The organism is Halomonas sp. NPDC076908, assembly GCF_050269715.1.
Classification (GTDB): domain Bacteria; phylum Pseudomonadota; class Gammaproteobacteria; order Pseudomonadales; family Halomonadaceae; genus Vreelandella.
This window is the reverse complement of the sequence record NZ_JBNNIW010000033.1, coordinates 17271-34813: the sequence shown is the minus strand read 5'-3', so window position 1 is coordinate 34813 and position 17543 is coordinate 17271. Positions and strand designations below refer to the sequence as shown.

Sequence of the window (17543 nt, the reverse complement as noted above, 5' to 3'; positions counted from 1 at the left end):
AGCCACCCCAGGCCCCAGGAGAAAGCACTCAATGCTGACTGAAGTAGGCTTCCATCACCGCAATCACCTTATCGATATCCGCATCGCTGATATCGCGGTGAACAACGAAGCGCGTGGCGTAAAGCAGCTCGATTAAAATACCGTGCTCTTTTAGCCAAGTGGAAAGTGGTTTCACATGGGCGTCGGGGAAACGGGCGAACACCATATTGGTTGCCTGGGAAGTGATCTCAATGCCGGGCAGTTTTGCTAAGCCTGCCGCCAAACGTTCCGCGCGACGGTGGTCATCGGCTAAGTCGGCAACATGATGATCTATTGCGTACTGGCAAGCAGCGGCGATAATTCCTACTTGGCGCATACCGCCACCCACCATTTTGCGTAACCGCCGTGCTTTATCGATTAGCGCTTGAGAGCCCACCAGTGCTGAGCCCATGGGAGTGCCTAACCCTTTTGAAAAACATAGTGAGATGCTGTCAAACGGCAAGCAGAGTTGCTTGAGCGACGTATCTGTCGCGACCGCAGCATTGAAGAGGCGTGCCCCGTCCAGATGCGTTGCTAACCCACGCTCTCGGGCAAGTTCGGTGGCTTTTAGTACATAATCGGCGGGCAAAACTTTGCCCCCAATGGTGTTTTCCAATGCCAAAAGTTTGCTACGGGCAAAGTGAAAGTCATCGGCTTTAATCGCCGCGCTTATTTTTTCCAGCGGCAGCGTGCCATCGGCGGCATTTTCAATCGGCTGTGGTTGAATGCTACCCAGTACCGCAGCACCCCCGCCTTCATATTTGTAGGTATGGGCTGACTGTCCAACAATGTACTCATCGCCCCGCTCACAGTGGGCCATTAATCCCACCAAGTTACTCTGCGTGCCACTAGGAAACAGCAGCGCCGCTTCTTTGCCTGTCAGTTCGGCCAGGTCTGCTTGAAATGCGTTCACCGTAGGATCATCGCCCCACACGTCATCGCCAACCGGAGCAGCCATCATCGCTTCTAGCATAGCGGGGGTAGGGCGGGTCACCGTGTCACTGCGTAAATCAATCATGCGGAACTCCTTTTTTGTGTATGGGCGCTTACTTAGGAGCGCTTTATCGAGCAAGTTTCCAGGAACCATCTATGGTTAACAGCATACTTCAAGTCAATCCAGCATAGGCATCCCGATGGACCTAAAAAGTGGCTATCCATTTTGGGCTGTAAAAAACGGCCTGTTGAAAGCATTTCCCAAACTTAGCCGCGATCATCAAAGCGAGGTAGTGGTCATTGGAGGAGGTATTACCGGTGCTTTAATTGCCGATGAGCTGAGCCGTCACGGTCATCAGGTGGTGGTGTTAGAGCGGCGCGATATCGGTTGGGGTAGCTCCGCTGCCAGTACAGCGTTGCTGCAATACGAAATCGACACGCATATGACTGAATTAGCCGAACGTTATGGTGAGGCGGATGCGGTGTTTGCTTATCGCGCCTGTGCTGACGCCATTGGGGAGCTTGAAACGCTGGCCGCAGGGCTGGGCGATGTGGATTTTGAGCGCCAAAAAAGCCTTTATTACGCCAGTAATGAAGAAGACGTGGCATCTTTGAAAGCGGAGCTGGCGCTGCGCCAGAAGCATGGCTTTGAGGCTTCCTGGCTTGACCGTGAGGCCGTGTTAAAGGAGTACGGCTTCGCAGCTCCAGGGGCTATTCTCACCCAGTTAGCGGCCAGTATTGACCCCTATCGCATGGCTTATAAGCTGTTTGCCAAGGTCGTCGAGCGGGGTGGTGAGGTGTATGACCGTACGCAAATGGAGACGATGACACCTGATGAGCAGGGCGTTACGTTAACGCTGACTAACGGCGCCACCCTGCGCTGCCAGTATGTAGTGATGGCGGCAGGATACGAGTCACAAGCTTGGTTGCCTGAAACGGTGGCGATCAATCGCAGTAGTTATGCTCTCATCACTGACCCGCTATCACCAGAGGCGTTAGGTCAGCTGCGCCACACCATGGTGTGGGAGTCGGCGCGCCCCTACCTTTATATGCGCACGACTGGCGATGGCCGCCTATTAATCGGCGGTGATGATGACGATGAAGATATCCCTAAACGACGTGATGCACGGGTCGAAGAGAAAGCCGAAGGATTAGCGCACAAAGTCGAAGCGTTATGGCCTAAGCTTGAGATTAATCCAACGTTCTCCTGGGGCGGTACCTTTGCTGAAACAGACGATGGCCTGCCTTTTTTTGGCCCCCACGGCGCCTACGGCCCACGGGTACATTTTGCCATGGCTTATGGTGGCAATGGGATCAGCTATAGCATGATTGGTGCCAAGCTACTACGGGCGCTAATTGAAGGAAAGGAACACCCACTGGCGGAGCTATTTGCATTCAAACGGCTAACGAAAATATCGAGTGACAAAATGCAGCAAGCAGTTGAATAGTCGTATTGTTTAAAATGCTTAATCAGAATGTAACTTTCAAAGAGTAGCAGGTAATGGACAACAAACTTTACTTACGTGCGCTGGAGCGTAACGACTTGCGTTTCGTCCATGAACTCAACAACAACCAGAGCATCATGTCGTACTGGTTTGAAGAGCCCTACGAATCGTTTGACGAATTGGAGGAGCTTTATAATAAGCACATTCATGACAACGCAGAACGGCGCTTTGTCGCCGAAGACAGTAATGGTAATGCGATTGGGCTGGTAGAGTTAATTGAGATTGACTACATCCACCGTAGCGGCGAGTTTCAAATCATCATTACGCCTGACCACCAGGGAAAAGGGTTTGCACGCTCGTTGATCCAACAGGCATTGCATTACTCGTTCACGATCTTAAACCTGCATAAGGTTTACCTGATTGTGGCGGTGGAAAACGTAAAAGCGATTCATCTCTATGAGGAGAGTGGCTTCATTGAAGAAGGCCACCTTGTGCAGGAGTTCTTTATCAACGGCAAATACCGGGATGTAAAGCGGATGTATATTTTACAAGACACCTATCTCTCGCAGCTTGATAGCTCCGAAGCGCCAGAAGCCAACTGGTTGTAATTCGCCTGCCGCACAAAACAACGCCTCGTGAACGAGGCGTTGGATGGTACAAACCGCTCACTACTGGCGTTTGTTTAGCGCAAATATGCCTTAATGGCATCTAGTGCCGCGCGCTGTTGCAGCGCACGCTGTGCCCATACTTCCATAACTTCAACTTCCAACATGTGACCTTGGGTAACTGAGCTTTGCATGGCGTCCACTCCGGTTTCAGGGGTTCATTAAGGATTTTTTATATACCGCTAATTGTTATACACAGCTTGTGTTGTGCAGAGCAGCAATTGAGCTGTGGTAATAGATACTAGGGGCATTCATTGACGAGAGCTAGTCCCAAAGATGTAGGTAATTTGCCATTTTGTGTAAGCAATTGCTTACGCCTAAGCTTCGAATGCGTTCATCTAATTGAATGGAAAGGATTTTCATAGCCGTAAAAAAGCCGGAAATTCATCCGGCTTCGGTGATTAGCTTTTGGTCTATAGAAGCTAAAAGCGCTTGAATTAGCCTAGGTAGGCTTTCATCGCTTCAACTGCTTCACGATGCCACTTAGCATTCAAGTTCCAGAACTCTAGAACTTCTTTGTCGCGTGCAGGGGAGGTTATTAAAAAAGTCATTGTGTGGTCCTCCTAGTGGGACTACACACCTAGTATAGTACTTTTTTGTTGCGGTGCAGCATAATTCTGTGAGTGACCATTTGGCTGGGACAGTACACAAAGCAAGATTGCTATTCATCAGCTAGGCTTTAAGGCGATTAATCCGTTTTAACGTAGTTGCGAAAGGAGTCGCTTATGAGCACCAATGTTGCTGAAATTATGATAGAAACCCTCCACGATGCCGGAGCAAAGCGCTGCTATGGTGTGGTGGGGGATACACTTAATCACTTCACCGATGCCCTGCGACAAAGTGACATAGAGTGGATAGGGGTTCGCCACGAAGAAGTGGGCGGTTTTGCCGCCGGGGGTGAAGCTTATATCACCCAGGAATTAGCGCTATGTGCCGGTTCTTGTGGCCCTGGTAGCCTGCATTTTGTTAATGGCCTATTTGATGCCCACCGTAATGGCGCACCGGTGGTATTTATTGCCACTCAGGTCCCGCTTGGTGAAACGGGCGGGCGCTTTCCGCAAGAAGTCGATCAGTCCCAGATATTTGAACAATACAGCGTATTTTGTGAAACGCTGAACTCCCCCGAACAGGCGCGTCGTATGACAGCGCTTGCCGCGCAAACCGCGCTGGCCAAGGGTGGCGTTGCGGTGATAATTGTTCCTGGCGATATTTTTAGTCAAACGCCGCAAAACCAACTTGCCTACCGTACTCACCGTTTTAGTTACTCATTGCGCCCATCGGCTGAGTCATTAGTGCCTGCGGTGCAGCAGCTTAATAAGGGTGGCAATATCACCATTTTTGCTGGCGCAGGCTGTGAAGGTGCACGTGAGCAGGTGATGGCATTGGCAGAAAAACTGCAGGCTCCCATCGCTTGGACCTCGCGCGCTAAAGATTTTATCGAGTACGACAACTCCTACCAAGTGGGCATGACCGGCATTTATGGCCTTGAAGGTGGCTATCGAGCGGTAGCGGAGTGCGACACGCTGCTATTGCTGGGTTGTAATTTCGCGTTTAGCCAGTTTTACCCAGAAGACGCGTCGATTATTCAGATTGATAATGATCCCGCGCAGATTGGTAAACGCTACCCTGTTGATGTGGGGATCATCGGCAGCGTGCGTGATACCTGCGAAGCACTCTTTCAAGTCGTCGAAGCCAATTCCAGCACACGTTGGCTGGAGAAGTGTCGCAAACGCTATCAAAAATCGTGGGATAAATCGGCCCATAACAGTAAAGACGATGGGCTAATTCACCCTCAAGAGCTAACTCTCGCTATTGACCGTTTAGCTAGCGATGATGCATTGATTACCGCCGATACTGGCAGTGTTAACGTATGGATGTTGCGCCATATTCGTGCTCTAGAAAAGCGCCGCACACACTCCAGTTTACAGCATGGCACCATGGCAAATGCGTATCCTCAGGCGTTGGGAATGCAACTGGCCTACCCCGATCGTCAAGTGATCGCAATGTGTGGCGATGGTGGCCTCTCGATGTTGATGGGGGATCTGTTAACCCTGGTTCAGCGGCGGATTCCCCTTAAAATCGTGGTGTATAACAACAGCTCCTTAAGCTTTGTCGAATTAGAGCAAAAAGTTGAAGGGTTGCTGGATGCTTATACGGCGTTGGAAAATCCCGATTTTGGTCAAGTTGCCCAAGCTATGGGATTATGGGGCAAGCGCGTAGAGCGTGAAGATCAGCTTGATGATGCCATTCACGACTGGCTGGCTCAGCCAGGGCCTGCACTGCTCGATGTCGTCGTTAATCCGATGGAACTGGTAATGCCACCAAAAGTAGAAGCAGGGCAAGTGGCTTCTACCGCGCTTTACTCTGCCAAAGCGGTGTTGAGCGGTCGCATGGATGAGGTAGTACATCTAGTCAAAAGTAACTTTCTGAAGCGTTAAACTTGCCTTCCCTGCTTTAGCTTGCCGGGAGGGGCGAGCTAAAGCAGTATTCGTACAAAGCCTAATCTCTTTTTAGCAACGAGTAGCCCAATGCGCCTGCGTATTTTGTCTGATTTACACTTGGAGTTCTTTGACGAAAACCGCGAGCTGCCAGACGTAGACGCTGACGTAATCGTCCTGGCTGGCGATATCCATCGTAAAAGCGAAGGGCTTGCCTGGGCTCGCCGTCGATTTCCAGATGTGCCGATTATCTATGTGCCTGGCAATCACGAATTCTACGGGACCTGCATACCGCTTCTGCGCGAAGAGTTGAGGCTGGAAGCCGAGCGGCTCGATATTGAACTGCTGGATAACCGCGCCGTAACGTTAAATGGAGTACGTTTTTACGGCACGACATTATGGACCGATTTTGCGCTTTACGCCGGTGATCCAACCAAAAGCCCAGCGGAGACAGAGTCTAAGGCGCTGCGTTATATGCCTGACTTTAAAATCGTACAAACCTCGCCCGGTGTTACCTTTACACCGTTAGCGAGCAGCCAATTACACGCCGAAGCGCTTAACTGGTTAGAGCATGAGCTGGCTCAACCATTTGACGGCCCAAAGATAGTCGTCAGCCACCACGCACCTCTGCACGATTGCATTCCTGATCAATATGTAGGCGATGCACTTTCCCCCGCGTTTGCTTCCCACCTGCCTCATCTGATGGGGAAAATGGATCTATGGGTGCACGGGCATGTCCACGAACCCGTTGATATTATGCGTGACGGTACCCGTGTTATTGCCAACCCCGGCGGTTACCCCTATGAATTCGACCCGCCGCTTTTTTGCAAGGATCTGATCGTGGATATAAAAGCTTCGCCTGCTAATATTAGTTGCTGATTGTACGAAGGTTTTCTAGGCTAATGAGGAAGTTTAAGGCTGATACAGTATTTAACCTTTGCAAGGAGCAATGCATGACACCCCAAGGACGCCCTTTCCCTAGCCGTAAAACACCTCTTTCAACGTATGTAGCAGGCGCGATGTTGATGGGGGCGGTGGGTATTGCCAATGCCAGCGTCAGTGCTGAAGAAGATAGCATCGAAACAGGCTACGAAACCGAAGAAACCAATTTAACCATTACTAAAGTCGTCGGCGGGTTAGAGCATCCATGGGCGGTCGCATGGCTGCCTGATGGCCGTATGTTAGTGACAGAGCGCCCAGGGCGACTACATCTCATTGATGGTGATGAGGTGGTTGAACTGAGTAATTTGCCAAAAATTGATACCGATGAAGACCAGCTATCTGCGCCAGAGGGTGGCAACCAAGGTGGCTTATTAGATGTAGCTGTTAACCCGGATTATGAGGAGAACGGCTGGATATACTTCACCTTTTCCAGCCCCGGTGATCCTCGCGCGTTTAGCACCTATGAGCCGGACTATGGTACTGGCCTTGCCGTAGGGCGTGCTCGCATTGATGCAGACAACGGTGAACTGACAGACGTAGAAACCATTTATGGTCAGGTGCCTAGAACGCAACCTGGCGCCCATTATGGATCGCGGATTATTTTCCCCGGTGATGGAGAAATCATTTTTTCCATTGGGGATCGTAACGTTCAGAATTTGCCCCAAGATCTAACCAACCCCGGCGGCAAGATGATCCGCCTGCTGGAAGATGGCGGCGCGCATCCGGATAACCCTTTTGTTGGGGTTGAGCCAGGCAACCTGCGCCCGGAAATTTACTCGTTTGGTCATCGCAACAACCAGGGCTTAACGATTCATCCTGAAACGGGCGATGTGTGGGCTGTTGATCACGGGCCGAATGGTGGCGACCTACTTTATCGCGTAGAGGAAGGCGCCAATTACGGTTGGCCGATGGTCGCCCATGGCACTGAGTACACCACTGAAGCGCATATTGGACTTGGCACTGAGGCCCCTGGGGTGATGGAACCCACGCACGTATGGGAGGATTCATTAGCCCCTTCCGGAATGGTCTTTTATACCGGTGATAATGTCAGCGAATGGCAAAACAGCCTCTTCGTAGGCTCGCTATACCGTGAGCAGTTGCACCGCTTAGTATTGGATGAAAATAATGAAGTTGCCCACGAAGAGGTGGTGCTGGATGGAGTAGTAGGCCGCATCCGTGATGTGCGTCAGGGGCCTGACGGCATGCTTTATGTGGTGACCGATGAAGAGGACGGCGGCGTTTATCGTTTAGAGCCGGAAGCATAATGTTGTAAAGATAAAAGCTCATTAAAGCAGCTCACAATAGGCACCTCCGGATGCCTATTGTGTTGAAAGACCGAAAATTTATGCCGTTTTTAAAGTAATAAAATGCGCTGCTCTAGGATCTTGTATATAGGCAACGTTAAGGCGCAGCCAAGGAGTGGCTTGGTTATCAGCAAAGAACAGATGCCCCGGTGATAGCGTAATTTTCCACTGGCTAGCCAGTTCGGCCAGCTTGTCGGGCGTAATAGCGGCGGGCGGCTTTGCCCACACAAACATGCCGCCCGCCGGTTTAGTATAAATCTCCCATTCGGCGTTTTTAAGCATCGTCAGCGCCATTGTCATTTGGCTGGAAAGTTTGATTCTTAGCCGCTCGGTGAGCTTCCGGTAGCTGCCGTTTTGTAGCATGGTAGTGACTACTTGCTCAGCAAAGCGAGAAGAAGAAATACTGGTCAGCATTTTGATATCGACCAAGCGTTGTACCAATGTCGCTGGGGCGGCGATAAAGCCTACCCGTAGCGACGAGGAGAGGCTTTTCGAGAAGCTACCCAGGTAGATAACACGGTTCAATCCATCCAGCGCCGCTAGCCGTATGGTAGGGGTGTGCTGAAAATCGGCGTAAATATCGTCTTCAATGATTTTAAAATCGTGCTGCTCGGCAAGCTGTAACACCCGATGCGCAATCGCTGGAGTGAGCGTGCTGCCCGTAGGGTTATGAAATACGCTGTTGATGTAAAAAAGCTTGGGGCGATGCAGCGCTAAGAGAGCTTCCAAACGCTCGATATCCGGTCCATCCGCTAAGCGTGGCACGCCAATCACGCGAATACGCTGCAAATGTAGCAGCCCAAACAGATTGTAATAGCCAGGCGACTCCACAAACACCACATCGCCGGGCTCAAGCAACTGGCGTACTAACAAGTCCAGCGAGTGGCTGCCGCCACCGGTCATGACGATCTGTTGCGTGTCAGCGGTAATAGCCAATGGGCGCAGGCGCTCTTGAATCAATCCGCGTAACTCCAGAGGTCCTTGAGGCGTGCTGTACTCGAAAATTCCTGAACGGCTGTTTCGGGCAACGTGGCGAATGGCGTGAGTAAGATCATCACCTTCTCGCCATTCGCTAGGCAGCCAGCCACAACCTAACTTGAGCGAATGTTCATTAGCACTAAAAAGTCCCCACAGGCCGTTGGTCACCTCGTCAAGCGGACTAGCAGGCTGTTGCGTGAAAGACGCTGCGTTGTCCGCTACATAAAAACCCGCACCAGGCCTTGAACGTACCAACCCCATAGCGACTAGTCGCTCGTAAGCTTCAATCACCGCGTTACGACTGATGTTATGGGTCACTGCTAAACGGCGTATGGAAGGTAAACGACGGCCACCGCCTGCGCCATGCGATTCAATCCAATCACGAATACCACTTTCGAGCTGTTGTGCAATGGGAGTGGCGCTATGCCGATTAATGGGTAGTTTCATCACTGGCTCTGTTGCCCTCAACTGTTCTCTAAAACTGGGGAACAGTGTCGAGATAATGGTGGTTAAGTGTACCTTACTGCTAGCGGGTAAGCGTGCGAGCGTAACGGTTCAACCGATTGCTTATTCAGGAATTGAGCTATGAACCGAATGGATGCTGCGAGATTGGCATTTGCGCTGTGTGTGATTACCTCAGCAGTCAATTTGCAGGCCCCGCTTTATGATGCGCTAGCCGCTCGCGATGGCTTAGGGGTGGGGTCCACCACCATTGCATTTGCATGTTATGTGCTGGGCATTTTACCGGTGTTGCTCGGGCTAAATGGCCTTGCCGATCGGGTAGGACGCAAGCCATTAATCATGACTGCACTGCTGTTAAGTTTCTTGGCTACCGCGATCACTTTAATAGTGCCAAGTTTGGTAGCGCTGGGGTTCGCCCGTTTTCTGCTGGGGATCAGCATGGGGTTAACCTCAGCGGTTGCCCCCGCTTATATGCAAATGGTGTTGGGTGGGCAGGACAGTCGCATCTCAACAAACATCTCAACCAACTATGTCACCGCCAGTACTGCGTTGGGTTTTGGCCTGGGGGCGGCGGTTACCAGTCTATTTCTTTTCTATACACCCACTGTTTCTCCGCCCAGCCTGTGGCTTTATCTAGTGGCCGCCGTGCTGGCGCTGCTAGTGGTTCTATCGCTGAAGGATAGCGCGCCGAGCCCTACTAAAAGCGCTATGCTGCGTCTTCCAAGCTACCCAAAGGGGGCGCTGCCTTATGGGCTGGCAATTTTGCTTGCCTGGGCAATGGTAGGGTTAGTGATCGCGATTCTACCTTCTGCATTACAGCCCCACGGTTTAAGCGCTTGGAGCGGCTTTGCGACCTTCGGTATTTGCAGCTGTGGTGTGCTGTTTCAGCCGTGGGCGAGAAAGCTTTCACCGTATCGGGCCACATTACTGGGGTTAACGATTCTGCTGCCCGCGTATGGGCTGATTGCCTGGGGTGCCACTCAAGGCTATTTGGCGGCGGTGCTGCTAGGGACGGTTGCCGCCAGTAGCGCTTGCTATGGGTTTATCTACTTGGGTGGATTAAGCGGCGTTATGGCGGTTGCTGGTACATCCTCTACCCAAGCGAGCGCCGGCTTTTTTTTGATGGCCTATCTGGGTTTCAGTATCCCGGTGATCGCCACCGGGATACTGATTGATGTCCTAGGGCACACGCTCGCGTTAATGCTGTTTGGGCTTGCATTACTCGCGGGCGTCGTTGTGACGGGGAGCCTGCTGCGAAAGGCACAGTAGTTAATTACGGTTTCTCAAGCTGAGATGAGCCCTGCTTCTCTATTAACAGCCCACAAGAGGGCGCCGCCCAGCGAGTATCCGAGGTAAACACCACGTCACACACAACCGGGGAGTGGTAACGGCGCACTTCCTCATCAACGCGTGCGCGCAGTGAGTCTTGGGTAGCGATAGAAACCTCAGCGGCATCGGGTAGCACCACATGCACAATGACGTAAAGCAAGCGGCCAGGGCGTACCATGCGCATGCGCACTTCGACGGTATCGATATCGGCAAGACCGCGTGCCACGGCTTGGCGAACCGGCGCAGCAACGGCTTCTTCTGGGGTTTTGTTGAGCAATTCCTGAAGTGCTTGTGACGCCATACGCACGGGTACACCCAGGCATAGCACCACTACCGCAATGACTAACACCGAATCTACATAGGGCAGTACGGCATACCAGCCCAGCTGCTCAAATAGCATCACCAAACAAAAAGCCGCTAACACCGCCGCAGATATTACGCTGTTGACGACCCAGTTAAGTTTATCGGCGCTGATAAGCGGGCTGCGAATATGGCGCTGGCTGCGATGCATCACCCATGCCGTTAGCGAGCAGGCACAGGTAGCAAAAAGGGCATAGATGACTGCCAGGCCTGCTGATATTTCACGGCCGCCGGTGAGCAGGGCGGCAATGGCATCAACCAGGGCAAAAATAGAAACACCTAAAATCAGTAGCCCTTTGCAGAGGTTCACCAGCGACTCAAAGTAGCTATAGCCAAAGGGGTAGGACTCACTATCTGGACGGCTGGCTAATTTACTTACCTTTATCGTCACCAGTGCTACGCTGAAATAAATCAGGTTAAAAAGCCCATCCAACAGGATCGCTTGGGAGTTTGAGGCTAACGTTGCCACAATGCCTGCGCAGCCAATGAGCAGCGCCATAAAGGCGGAGAAAGCTAACGTATTCGATTCACTCTTCACGAACTTTTCTGCTCCGATGCTTACTTAACAAAGAGGCTGGCAAGCATAGCAACATCATTGACCGCAATGTCAGCGATTTTTTGCCATAAACGTTAGCCCGCTGACTTAGCACCCAGGGAGATAAGTGCTTATGCGCCACGCCAACGATTTGTCTTTCAAACTTGTAACGCCAGAAGATGCCGCCGAGCTGCTAATCTTTGAAACCCGAGAGCGTGATTGGTTTGAGCAGCACATTGAAGCGCGCTCTGAGCACTTTTACACCCCCGAAGGTATTGCTCAGCACATCATTGAGTGCTTGGCGCTTAATGCACGGCGTCGTATGAGTCCACTACTGATCCGTGATAAGGGCGCTATTGTAGGCCGTGCTAATTTGCGTGATATGCACAATGGTCATGGCAAGGTCGGCTATCGCATTGCAGAGCAAGCCTGCGGCCAGGGTATTGCCCAACGCGCGCTGCGGCACCTAATCGGTGAAGCGCGCTGCGTTTATCGACTGAGCACGCTCTCGGCGATTGTTTCAATCGATAACCGGGCTTCTCAGCGAGTGCTGGAAAAAGGCGGGTTTGAAGTAGGGGAAGCGCTGCCTGAGTATTCATTGGTCGCGGATCAAAAGATAGATTGTGTGGTGTATGAGAAAAACATGAAAATTACCACCCAGGATAGTGCTGTATGACGCCTGCCAGAGCCGCGCTTTGGAAAGCTCGAAAAGGTTGTACTAGCCTTACATGGCATATGAAGGATTAACGTTAAGCCAAGTAGGAGGGTAAAACGATGCCAACGCTAAGCGTAGGAACGGAGAAAGACACGCCGGTAGAGCTTTATTATGAAGTGTATGGTGCAGGTAAGCCTGTCGTATTGATTCACGGCTGGCCGCTCAGCGGTCGCTCCTGGGAAAAGCAGGTGCCTGCGTTGGTCGAGGCGGGCTATAAGGTGGTGACCTATGATCGCCGTGGCTTTGGCTGGTCGACTCAACCCGATGGCGGTTTCGATTACGATACGTTAGCAGCCGATCTTAAAAAGCTGATTGAAACTCTCGATCTAAACGATGCCACGTTAGTGGGCTTTTCGATGGGCGGTGGAGAAGTCGCGCGCTACCTTTCAAACTACGGTACAGGGCGAGTCGATAAAGCCGTTTTTGCAGCAGCGGTACCTCCGTACTTGTATAAAGCAGACAATAATCCGGAGGGCGGCCTGGATGACGCGACGATTAATCAGTTTTTAGAGGGTGTGAAAGGTGACCGCATTGCGTTTCTGGAGGATTTCACCAAGAACCTCTTTACTGCTGGTGAGCGCAGCGATTTAATCAGCGAGGCTAACCGCCAGTATCATCGCGATATTGCCGCCTTCGCTTCGCCCAAAGCCACTTACGATTGTATCAAAGCCTTTAGTTATACCGACTTCCGCAAAGACCTGCCCAATATCGATATCCCCACTCTGATACTGCACGGCGATTCAGATGGCATCGTGCCATTTGAAATAAGCGGTAAGCGGGCACAGGAGCTACTGCCCAATGCGCAAACAGAAGTGATCAAAGGCGGCCCGCACGGCCTAAATGCCACGCACCCTGAAGAATTTAATCAGGCTTTGATTAAGTTTCTGGGTAGCTAAATAACTCTGTTTTTATGATGCAGTCGTGACGAATCGCCGCCTGTCCAGGCGGCGTTTTAATGAGGGTACTACTTACCCCTCAATCCAAACCTCTTCCCCTTTAAATTCAATCTTCCAGGTGCGCAGCTTAACGTTCTCATCCTCTAAGCACTGCCCGTCTTCAAGGCGAAAGTGTTGCTTATAGATAGGCGAGGCGACCACCGCCGATCCTTTAAGATCGCCGACGATGCCACGGGCGATCACGTTGGCGTTAGAGAAAGGGTCAAAGTGATCAAGGGCGAAAAGCTCACTGTTCAGCCCTTTTGAATGTTGACTTGGAAGATAAAAGATCGCCACTTGCGCTGGGCCTTCGGCGGTTTCAAGCCAAGCGGAGACGCCAGAGAACGCCACCAAGTCAGCTTTGTTACATACGTTTTGCCATACCATCGTATGTTGAGATCCTATTGTATCCATCTCGTTTTTCAATGCAGTTGCGGTCATTGGGTGCCTCGTTTTTAGCTATTCAAAAGCGTCAGTGAGATGTGGATTGGGCTGGGCGTGGCTGTCCGCGCTCGGAGGTCATAATGATCGAAGGATCCGGGCGGTCGTCGTTAACAAAGCTGCGGAAGCGCTTGAGCTTTTCCGGGTCGCTAATAGCATCCGCCCATTCGCACTGGTAGGTATCCACCACCGTCTGCATTTGGCGCTCTAGCTCGTCATTGATGTCTAAGCTGTCTTCCAGAATCACCTCTTTGAGGTAATCCAGCCCGCCTTCAAGGTTTTCGCGCCATACGGAGGTGCGCTGTAAGCGGTCGGCGGTACGCACATAGAACATCAAGAAGCGATCAATGATGCGGTAGAGCTGTTCGTCGTTGAGGTCGGTAGCGAATAGTTCGGCATGGCGAGGGCGCATACCGCCGTTACCGCACACATAAAGGTTCCAGCCGTTCTCGGTAGCAATAATGCCAATGTCTTTGCTTTGAGCTTCGGCACATTCACGAGTACAGCCAGAAACACCAAATTTTATTTTGTGAGGCGCGCGCAGCCCCTTATAGCGATTCTCTAACCAGATCGCCATGCCAACGCTGTCCTGAACACCGTAGCGGCACCAGGTGCTGCCCACGCAGGATTTTACGGTGCGTAGCGATTTTCCGTAGGCGTGGCCAGTTTCAAAACCAGCGGCAATTAACTCGCTCCATATATCCGGCAGATCTTCCAGGCGGGCGCCAAACAGGTCGATGCGCTGGCCGCCGGTGACTTTGGAGTAGAGGCTGTATTTTTTGGCCACTTCGCCCAGCACGATCAGTTTATCGGGGGTGATCTCGCCGCCAGCGATGCGGGGCACTACTGAGTAGGTACCGTTTTTCTGCATGTTGGCCATGAAGGTATCGTTGGTATCCTGCAAAGGGATATGCGCAGCGTCGGTGATTGGTTCGTTAAAGCAGGAGGCCAGAATGGACGCCACAGCAGGTTTGCAGATATCGCAACCCAGACGATGAGTGTCGGGGTTGCCGTGCTTCCCGATCAAGTCGGTGAATGTTTTGATACCTTCGACACGCACAATGTCGTAAAGCCCTTGGCGGGTGTGGGCGAAGTGCTCGCAGATCGATTTATCTACTTCTACACCGCGGGCTTCCAGCTCATGATCGACCATGCTTTTTAGCAGAGCAGTGCAACCGCCACAGCCAGTGCTGGCTTTGGTGGCGATTTTTACACCGGCGAGATCTACCGCGCCGCTTTCAATGGTGGCGCAAATATCGCCTTTGGTAACGTTATGACAAGAGCAGATCATTGCTGTTTCTGGCAATGCATCCGGGCCTAGTGCTGGGGTGACACTGCTCTGTGGCAGAATCAGCGAGGCGGGCTCGGCGGGCAATTCAATACCGTTGGCGTAATACTGCAGCAGCGTATCGTAAACGCCGTTGTTGCCCACCAGCATGGCACCAAGCAGCTTTTTACCATCGCTAGAGACAACCAGCTTGCGGTACTCCTGCTTGATGGGGTCTAAGTAGCGGAACATACGTGCGCCAGGATTCTGGTTGCCGTGGGCGTCACCAATCGAGCCCACATCTACGCCCAGCAGCTTGAGCTTGGTGCTCATATCCGCACCGCTAAAGTGGGTATCGCCGCCAGTTAGCGTCGAAAGCGCCGTTTTAGCCATCTGGTAGCCCGGCGCTACAAGGCCGAAAATACTCTGGTTCCACAGAGCCACTTCGCCAATCGCCAAAATGGACGGGTCGCTGGTATGGCACTGGTTATCCACCACGATGCCGCCGCGCTCGCCAATTTCCAGCCCGCAGTCCCGGGCTAATTGGTCGCGGGGACGAATACCGGCAGAGAAGACGATGAGGTCAGTTTCTAGGACTTTATCATCCTGAAACACCATACGATGGCGGCTTGCCTCTCCATCTTCAATGCGCTGCGTCGCCCGTTCGGTCAGCACCTGTACGCCTAGTGCTTCGATTTTTTCGCGCAGCAGTTCGCCGCCTTCGCTATCCACCTGCATGGGCATTAGCCGGGAAGCAAATTCGACTACGGCAGTGTCCAGGTTCAATCCGCGCAGGGCGTTAGCGGCTTCTAACCCCAACAAACCACCCCCAACTACAACGCCGTTAGTAGCGGTTTCAGCGGCAGCACGAATGGCATCCAGGTCGTCAAGGGTACGATATACCAGGCAGCCTTCGCGATCGTTCCCGGGGATCGGCGGTACAAACGGGTAGGAGCCGGTAGCCAGCACGATGCGGTCGTAAGGGTAGCGGCCCTGGTCGGTGACTACTTCATGGGTGGTGCGGTCAATTTGAGTGACGGTTTCGGCGCTGCGCAGTTCCACGCCGCTAACGTCATAGTAATCCGCTTCGCACAGCGCTAGTGAGTCAGCATCGCGACCGCTGAAGTATTCCGACAGATGCACTCGATCATAGGCGCGGTGGCGCTCCTCGCCAAACACGGTGACCTGATAGCGTTCTAGGGCACCATTTTCGACTAGCTGCTCGACAAGGTGGTGGCCGACCATGCCATTACCAATAATGATGAGCTGTTCGTGATTGGTCATGTTCATTTTATGCCGCCTCTAAGGTCGATAAATGGGGAGTATCGTTCTGCTGGTCAGCAATGACCGCTTGGAGCACTTCTATATCTGCCGCGCCAAACAGCAGTGCTTGGCGACAGTTGCTCAGGCTATGCCCGGCGAGCGCTTGCTCGAAGTACCAAGGGCCCAGGGAGGTGTCACCATAAAGAACAGCGCCTTCAATCTGTCCATCGCGCAGTAACAGGCGGCGGTAATCGCCTAGTTCAACGTCGTGGTAACTGAGCACTTCGTGCTCATCGTTAGTCTCGGTGGGGCCAAAGGCGTAGAGCGCAACGCCGCTGATTTTGAGTTTGGTGGCGCTGGGGACATCCACGTAGCAAGGGGTGGTTGTGCCACATAGCGTGGCGGCGAGTACCTCTACCTGACGCCAGATAGGCTCCACCAAGCCGTAGGTAGTGCCATTAAACTGACAGCATTCGCCAAGCGCAGAAATCGCTGGGTTACTGGTAGTGAGGTATTCATCCACCACGATGGCGCGCTCGGTAGTAAGACCCGCTTGGTGGCCAAGCTCCGCATTAGGCGTAATACCGGCGGTGATAATCACGCTGGTAGCGTTTAGTTGGCGACCATCAAGAAGATGTACCTTGGATACCCGGCCCTTTTCATCGCCCTCTAATTGCGCTAATTCGGCCCCAGTGATGATGTTCAAACCGCGCTGGGTCAGTTCCTCTTCAAGCAATTTAGAAGCAGTAGCATCTAGCTGGCGGTTCATCAGTCTATTGCTGCGCTGAAGCACGCTAACCTGCATTTCATTGCCACGTTTACGCAGGCCTTCGGCAGCTTCTAACCCAAGCAGGCCACCGCCGATAACCACCGCGTCACCACCTTGCTGAGCGATCTCTGTCAGCGTTGCAGCATCTTGTAAATCGCGGAAGCTGTGCACGCCCTCAAGCGCAATACCTGGAATACTGGGCATCGCTGGGCGCGAACCGGTGGCGATTACCAAGTGATCATAATCAAGTGATCGGCCGCTATCCGTGGTTAATGTTTGGCGTGAGCGATCAAGCGCCTCAACCTTCTCACCCAGTATCAGTGCGATGCCCTGTACGGCGTACCAATCGGCATCGCGCAGCGTCAGCGCGTCCTGCTGCATTTCACCGGCCAGCAGTGGGGAAAGCAGTATGCGGTTATAGGCAGGCGCGGGCTCTGCGCCAATCACGGTAATGCGTTGGGGGCGCGTAGGCTGCTTTACCAACGCCTCCACCAAACGATGACTCGCCATGCCGTTACCGATAATCACTAGATGTTTGTGAGTCGAGCACCGGGAAGTGGTTTCCATAGGTGGCTCCTTATTTGCTAACAAGTGGTGCTTACAAAGGCCTAAACAAAAAAACGCCCCTGATACCCCTCTTCGAGAAAAAGAGGTATCAGGGGCGTCGTTGCCCGATAGCGTTGTTTCAAAACGCGCAGCAACCGCCTTTGGCTGCTAGCTAACGTAATGCTTGATGTTCGTTAC

14 protein-coding genes are annotated in these 17543 nt (G+C 52.4%); 8 read left to right on the top strand and 6 right to left on the bottom strand.

All coding sequences use genetic code 11. The features are described 5' to 3' along the window. Positions 1–28: 28 nt before the first annotated feature. Complete coding sequence (gene ltaE / locus ACQKE4_RS16460) at positions 29–1036, bottom strand: low-specificity L-threonine aldolase (protein ID WP_427389404.1); 1008 nt, start codon at positions 1034–1036, stop codon at positions 29–31. Positions 1037–1151: 115 nt separating this feature from the next. Here ltaE and ACQKE4_RS16455 point away from each other — a divergent pair, with 115 nt between their 5' ends. The 5 genes from ACQKE4_RS16455 (at position 1152) to ACQKE4_RS16435 (ending at position 7706) form a co-directional block, all read left to right on the top strand. Next, complete coding sequence (locus tag ACQKE4_RS16455) at positions 1152–2399, top strand: NAD(P)/FAD-dependent oxidoreductase (RefSeq protein ID WP_427389403.1); 1248 nt, start codon at positions 1152–1154, stop codon at positions 2397–2399. A 53-nt stretch (positions 2400–2452) separates the two neighbouring features. After that, a complete protein-coding gene (gene speG, locus ACQKE4_RS16450; RefSeq protein ID WP_427389402.1) occupies positions 2453–3004 on the top strand; it encodes a spermidine N1-acetyltransferase in 552 nt (183 codons plus the stop codon). A gap of 782 nt (positions 3005–3786) precedes the next feature. Continuing rightward, on the top strand, positions 3787–5499 hold the full coding sequence (locus tag ACQKE4_RS16445) for a thiamine pyrophosphate-dependent enzyme (protein ID WP_427389401.1): 1713 nt from the start codon (positions 3787–3789) through the stop codon (positions 5497–5499). A gap of 90 nt (positions 5500–5589) precedes the next feature. Continuing rightward, positions 5590–6378, top strand: coding sequence for a metallophosphoesterase (locus ACQKE4_RS16440; protein WP_427389400.1), 789 nt, complete (start codon positions 5590–5592; stop codon positions 6376–6378). Between the two features lie 74 nt (positions 6379–6452). After that, positions 6453–7706, top strand: coding sequence for a PQQ-dependent sugar dehydrogenase (locus ACQKE4_RS16435; protein ID WP_427389399.1), 1254 nt, complete (start codon positions 6453–6455; stop codon positions 7704–7706). Between the two features lie 78 nt (positions 7707–7784). On the opposite strand, the gene ACQKE4_RS16430 is transcribed toward ACQKE4_RS16435, so the two are convergent. After that, on the bottom strand, positions 7785–9170 hold the full coding sequence (locus ACQKE4_RS16430; RefSeq protein WP_427389398.1) for a PLP-dependent aminotransferase family protein: 1386 nt from the start codon (positions 9168–9170) through the stop codon (positions 7785–7787). Between the two features lie 138 nt (positions 9171–9308). Between ACQKE4_RS16430 and ACQKE4_RS16425 the strand changes: the two genes are divergently transcribed. Further along, positions 9309–10454, top strand: coding sequence for an MFS transporter (locus ACQKE4_RS16425; protein ID WP_427389397.1), 1146 nt, complete (start codon positions 9309–9311; stop codon positions 10452–10454). 4 nt (positions 10455–10458) lie between these two features. On the opposite strand, the gene ACQKE4_RS16420 is transcribed toward ACQKE4_RS16425, so the two are convergent. Next, positions 10459–11412, bottom strand: coding sequence for a cation diffusion facilitator family transporter (locus tag ACQKE4_RS16420; RefSeq protein ID WP_427389396.1), 954 nt, complete (start codon positions 11410–11412; stop codon positions 10459–10461). 130 nt (positions 11413–11542) lie between these two features. Between ACQKE4_RS16420 and ACQKE4_RS16415 the strand changes: the two genes are divergently transcribed. Continuing rightward, the gene (locus ACQKE4_RS16415) at positions 11543–12085 is read left to right on the top strand and encodes a GNAT family N-acetyltransferase (protein ID WP_427389395.1); all 543 of its coding nucleotides are present in this window, start codon (positions 11543–11545) and stop codon (positions 12083–12085) included. 98 nt (positions 12086–12183) lie between these two features. Next, positions 12184–13020: an alpha/beta fold hydrolase gene (locus ACQKE4_RS16410; RefSeq protein ID WP_427389394.1), complete on the top strand. Its 837-nt coding sequence runs from the start codon at positions 12184–12186 to the stop codon at positions 13018–13020. A gap of 72 nt (positions 13021–13092) precedes the next feature. On the opposite strand, the gene nirD is transcribed toward ACQKE4_RS16410, so the two are convergent. From nirD to ACQKE4_RS16395, 3 genes are read right to left on the bottom strand one after another with little or no spacing between them, the layout of a single operon-like run. Further along, on the bottom strand, positions 13093–13500 hold the full coding sequence (gene nirD / locus ACQKE4_RS16405) for a nitrite reductase small subunit NirD (protein WP_290833101.1): 408 nt from the start codon (positions 13498–13500) through the stop codon (positions 13093–13095). A 31-nt stretch (positions 13501–13531) separates the two neighbouring features. Beyond that, entirely contained in the window at positions 13532–16057 is a 2526-nt protein-coding gene (gene nirB / locus ACQKE4_RS16400) for a nitrite reductase large subunit NirB (protein ID WP_427389393.1), read from the bottom strand. A gap of 1 nt (position 16058) precedes the next feature. Further along, a complete protein-coding gene (locus ACQKE4_RS16395) occupies positions 16059–17366 on the bottom strand; it encodes an NAD(P)/FAD-dependent oxidoreductase (protein ID WP_427389392.1) in 1308 nt (435 codons plus the stop codon). Positions 17367–17543: the final 177 nt, after the last annotated feature.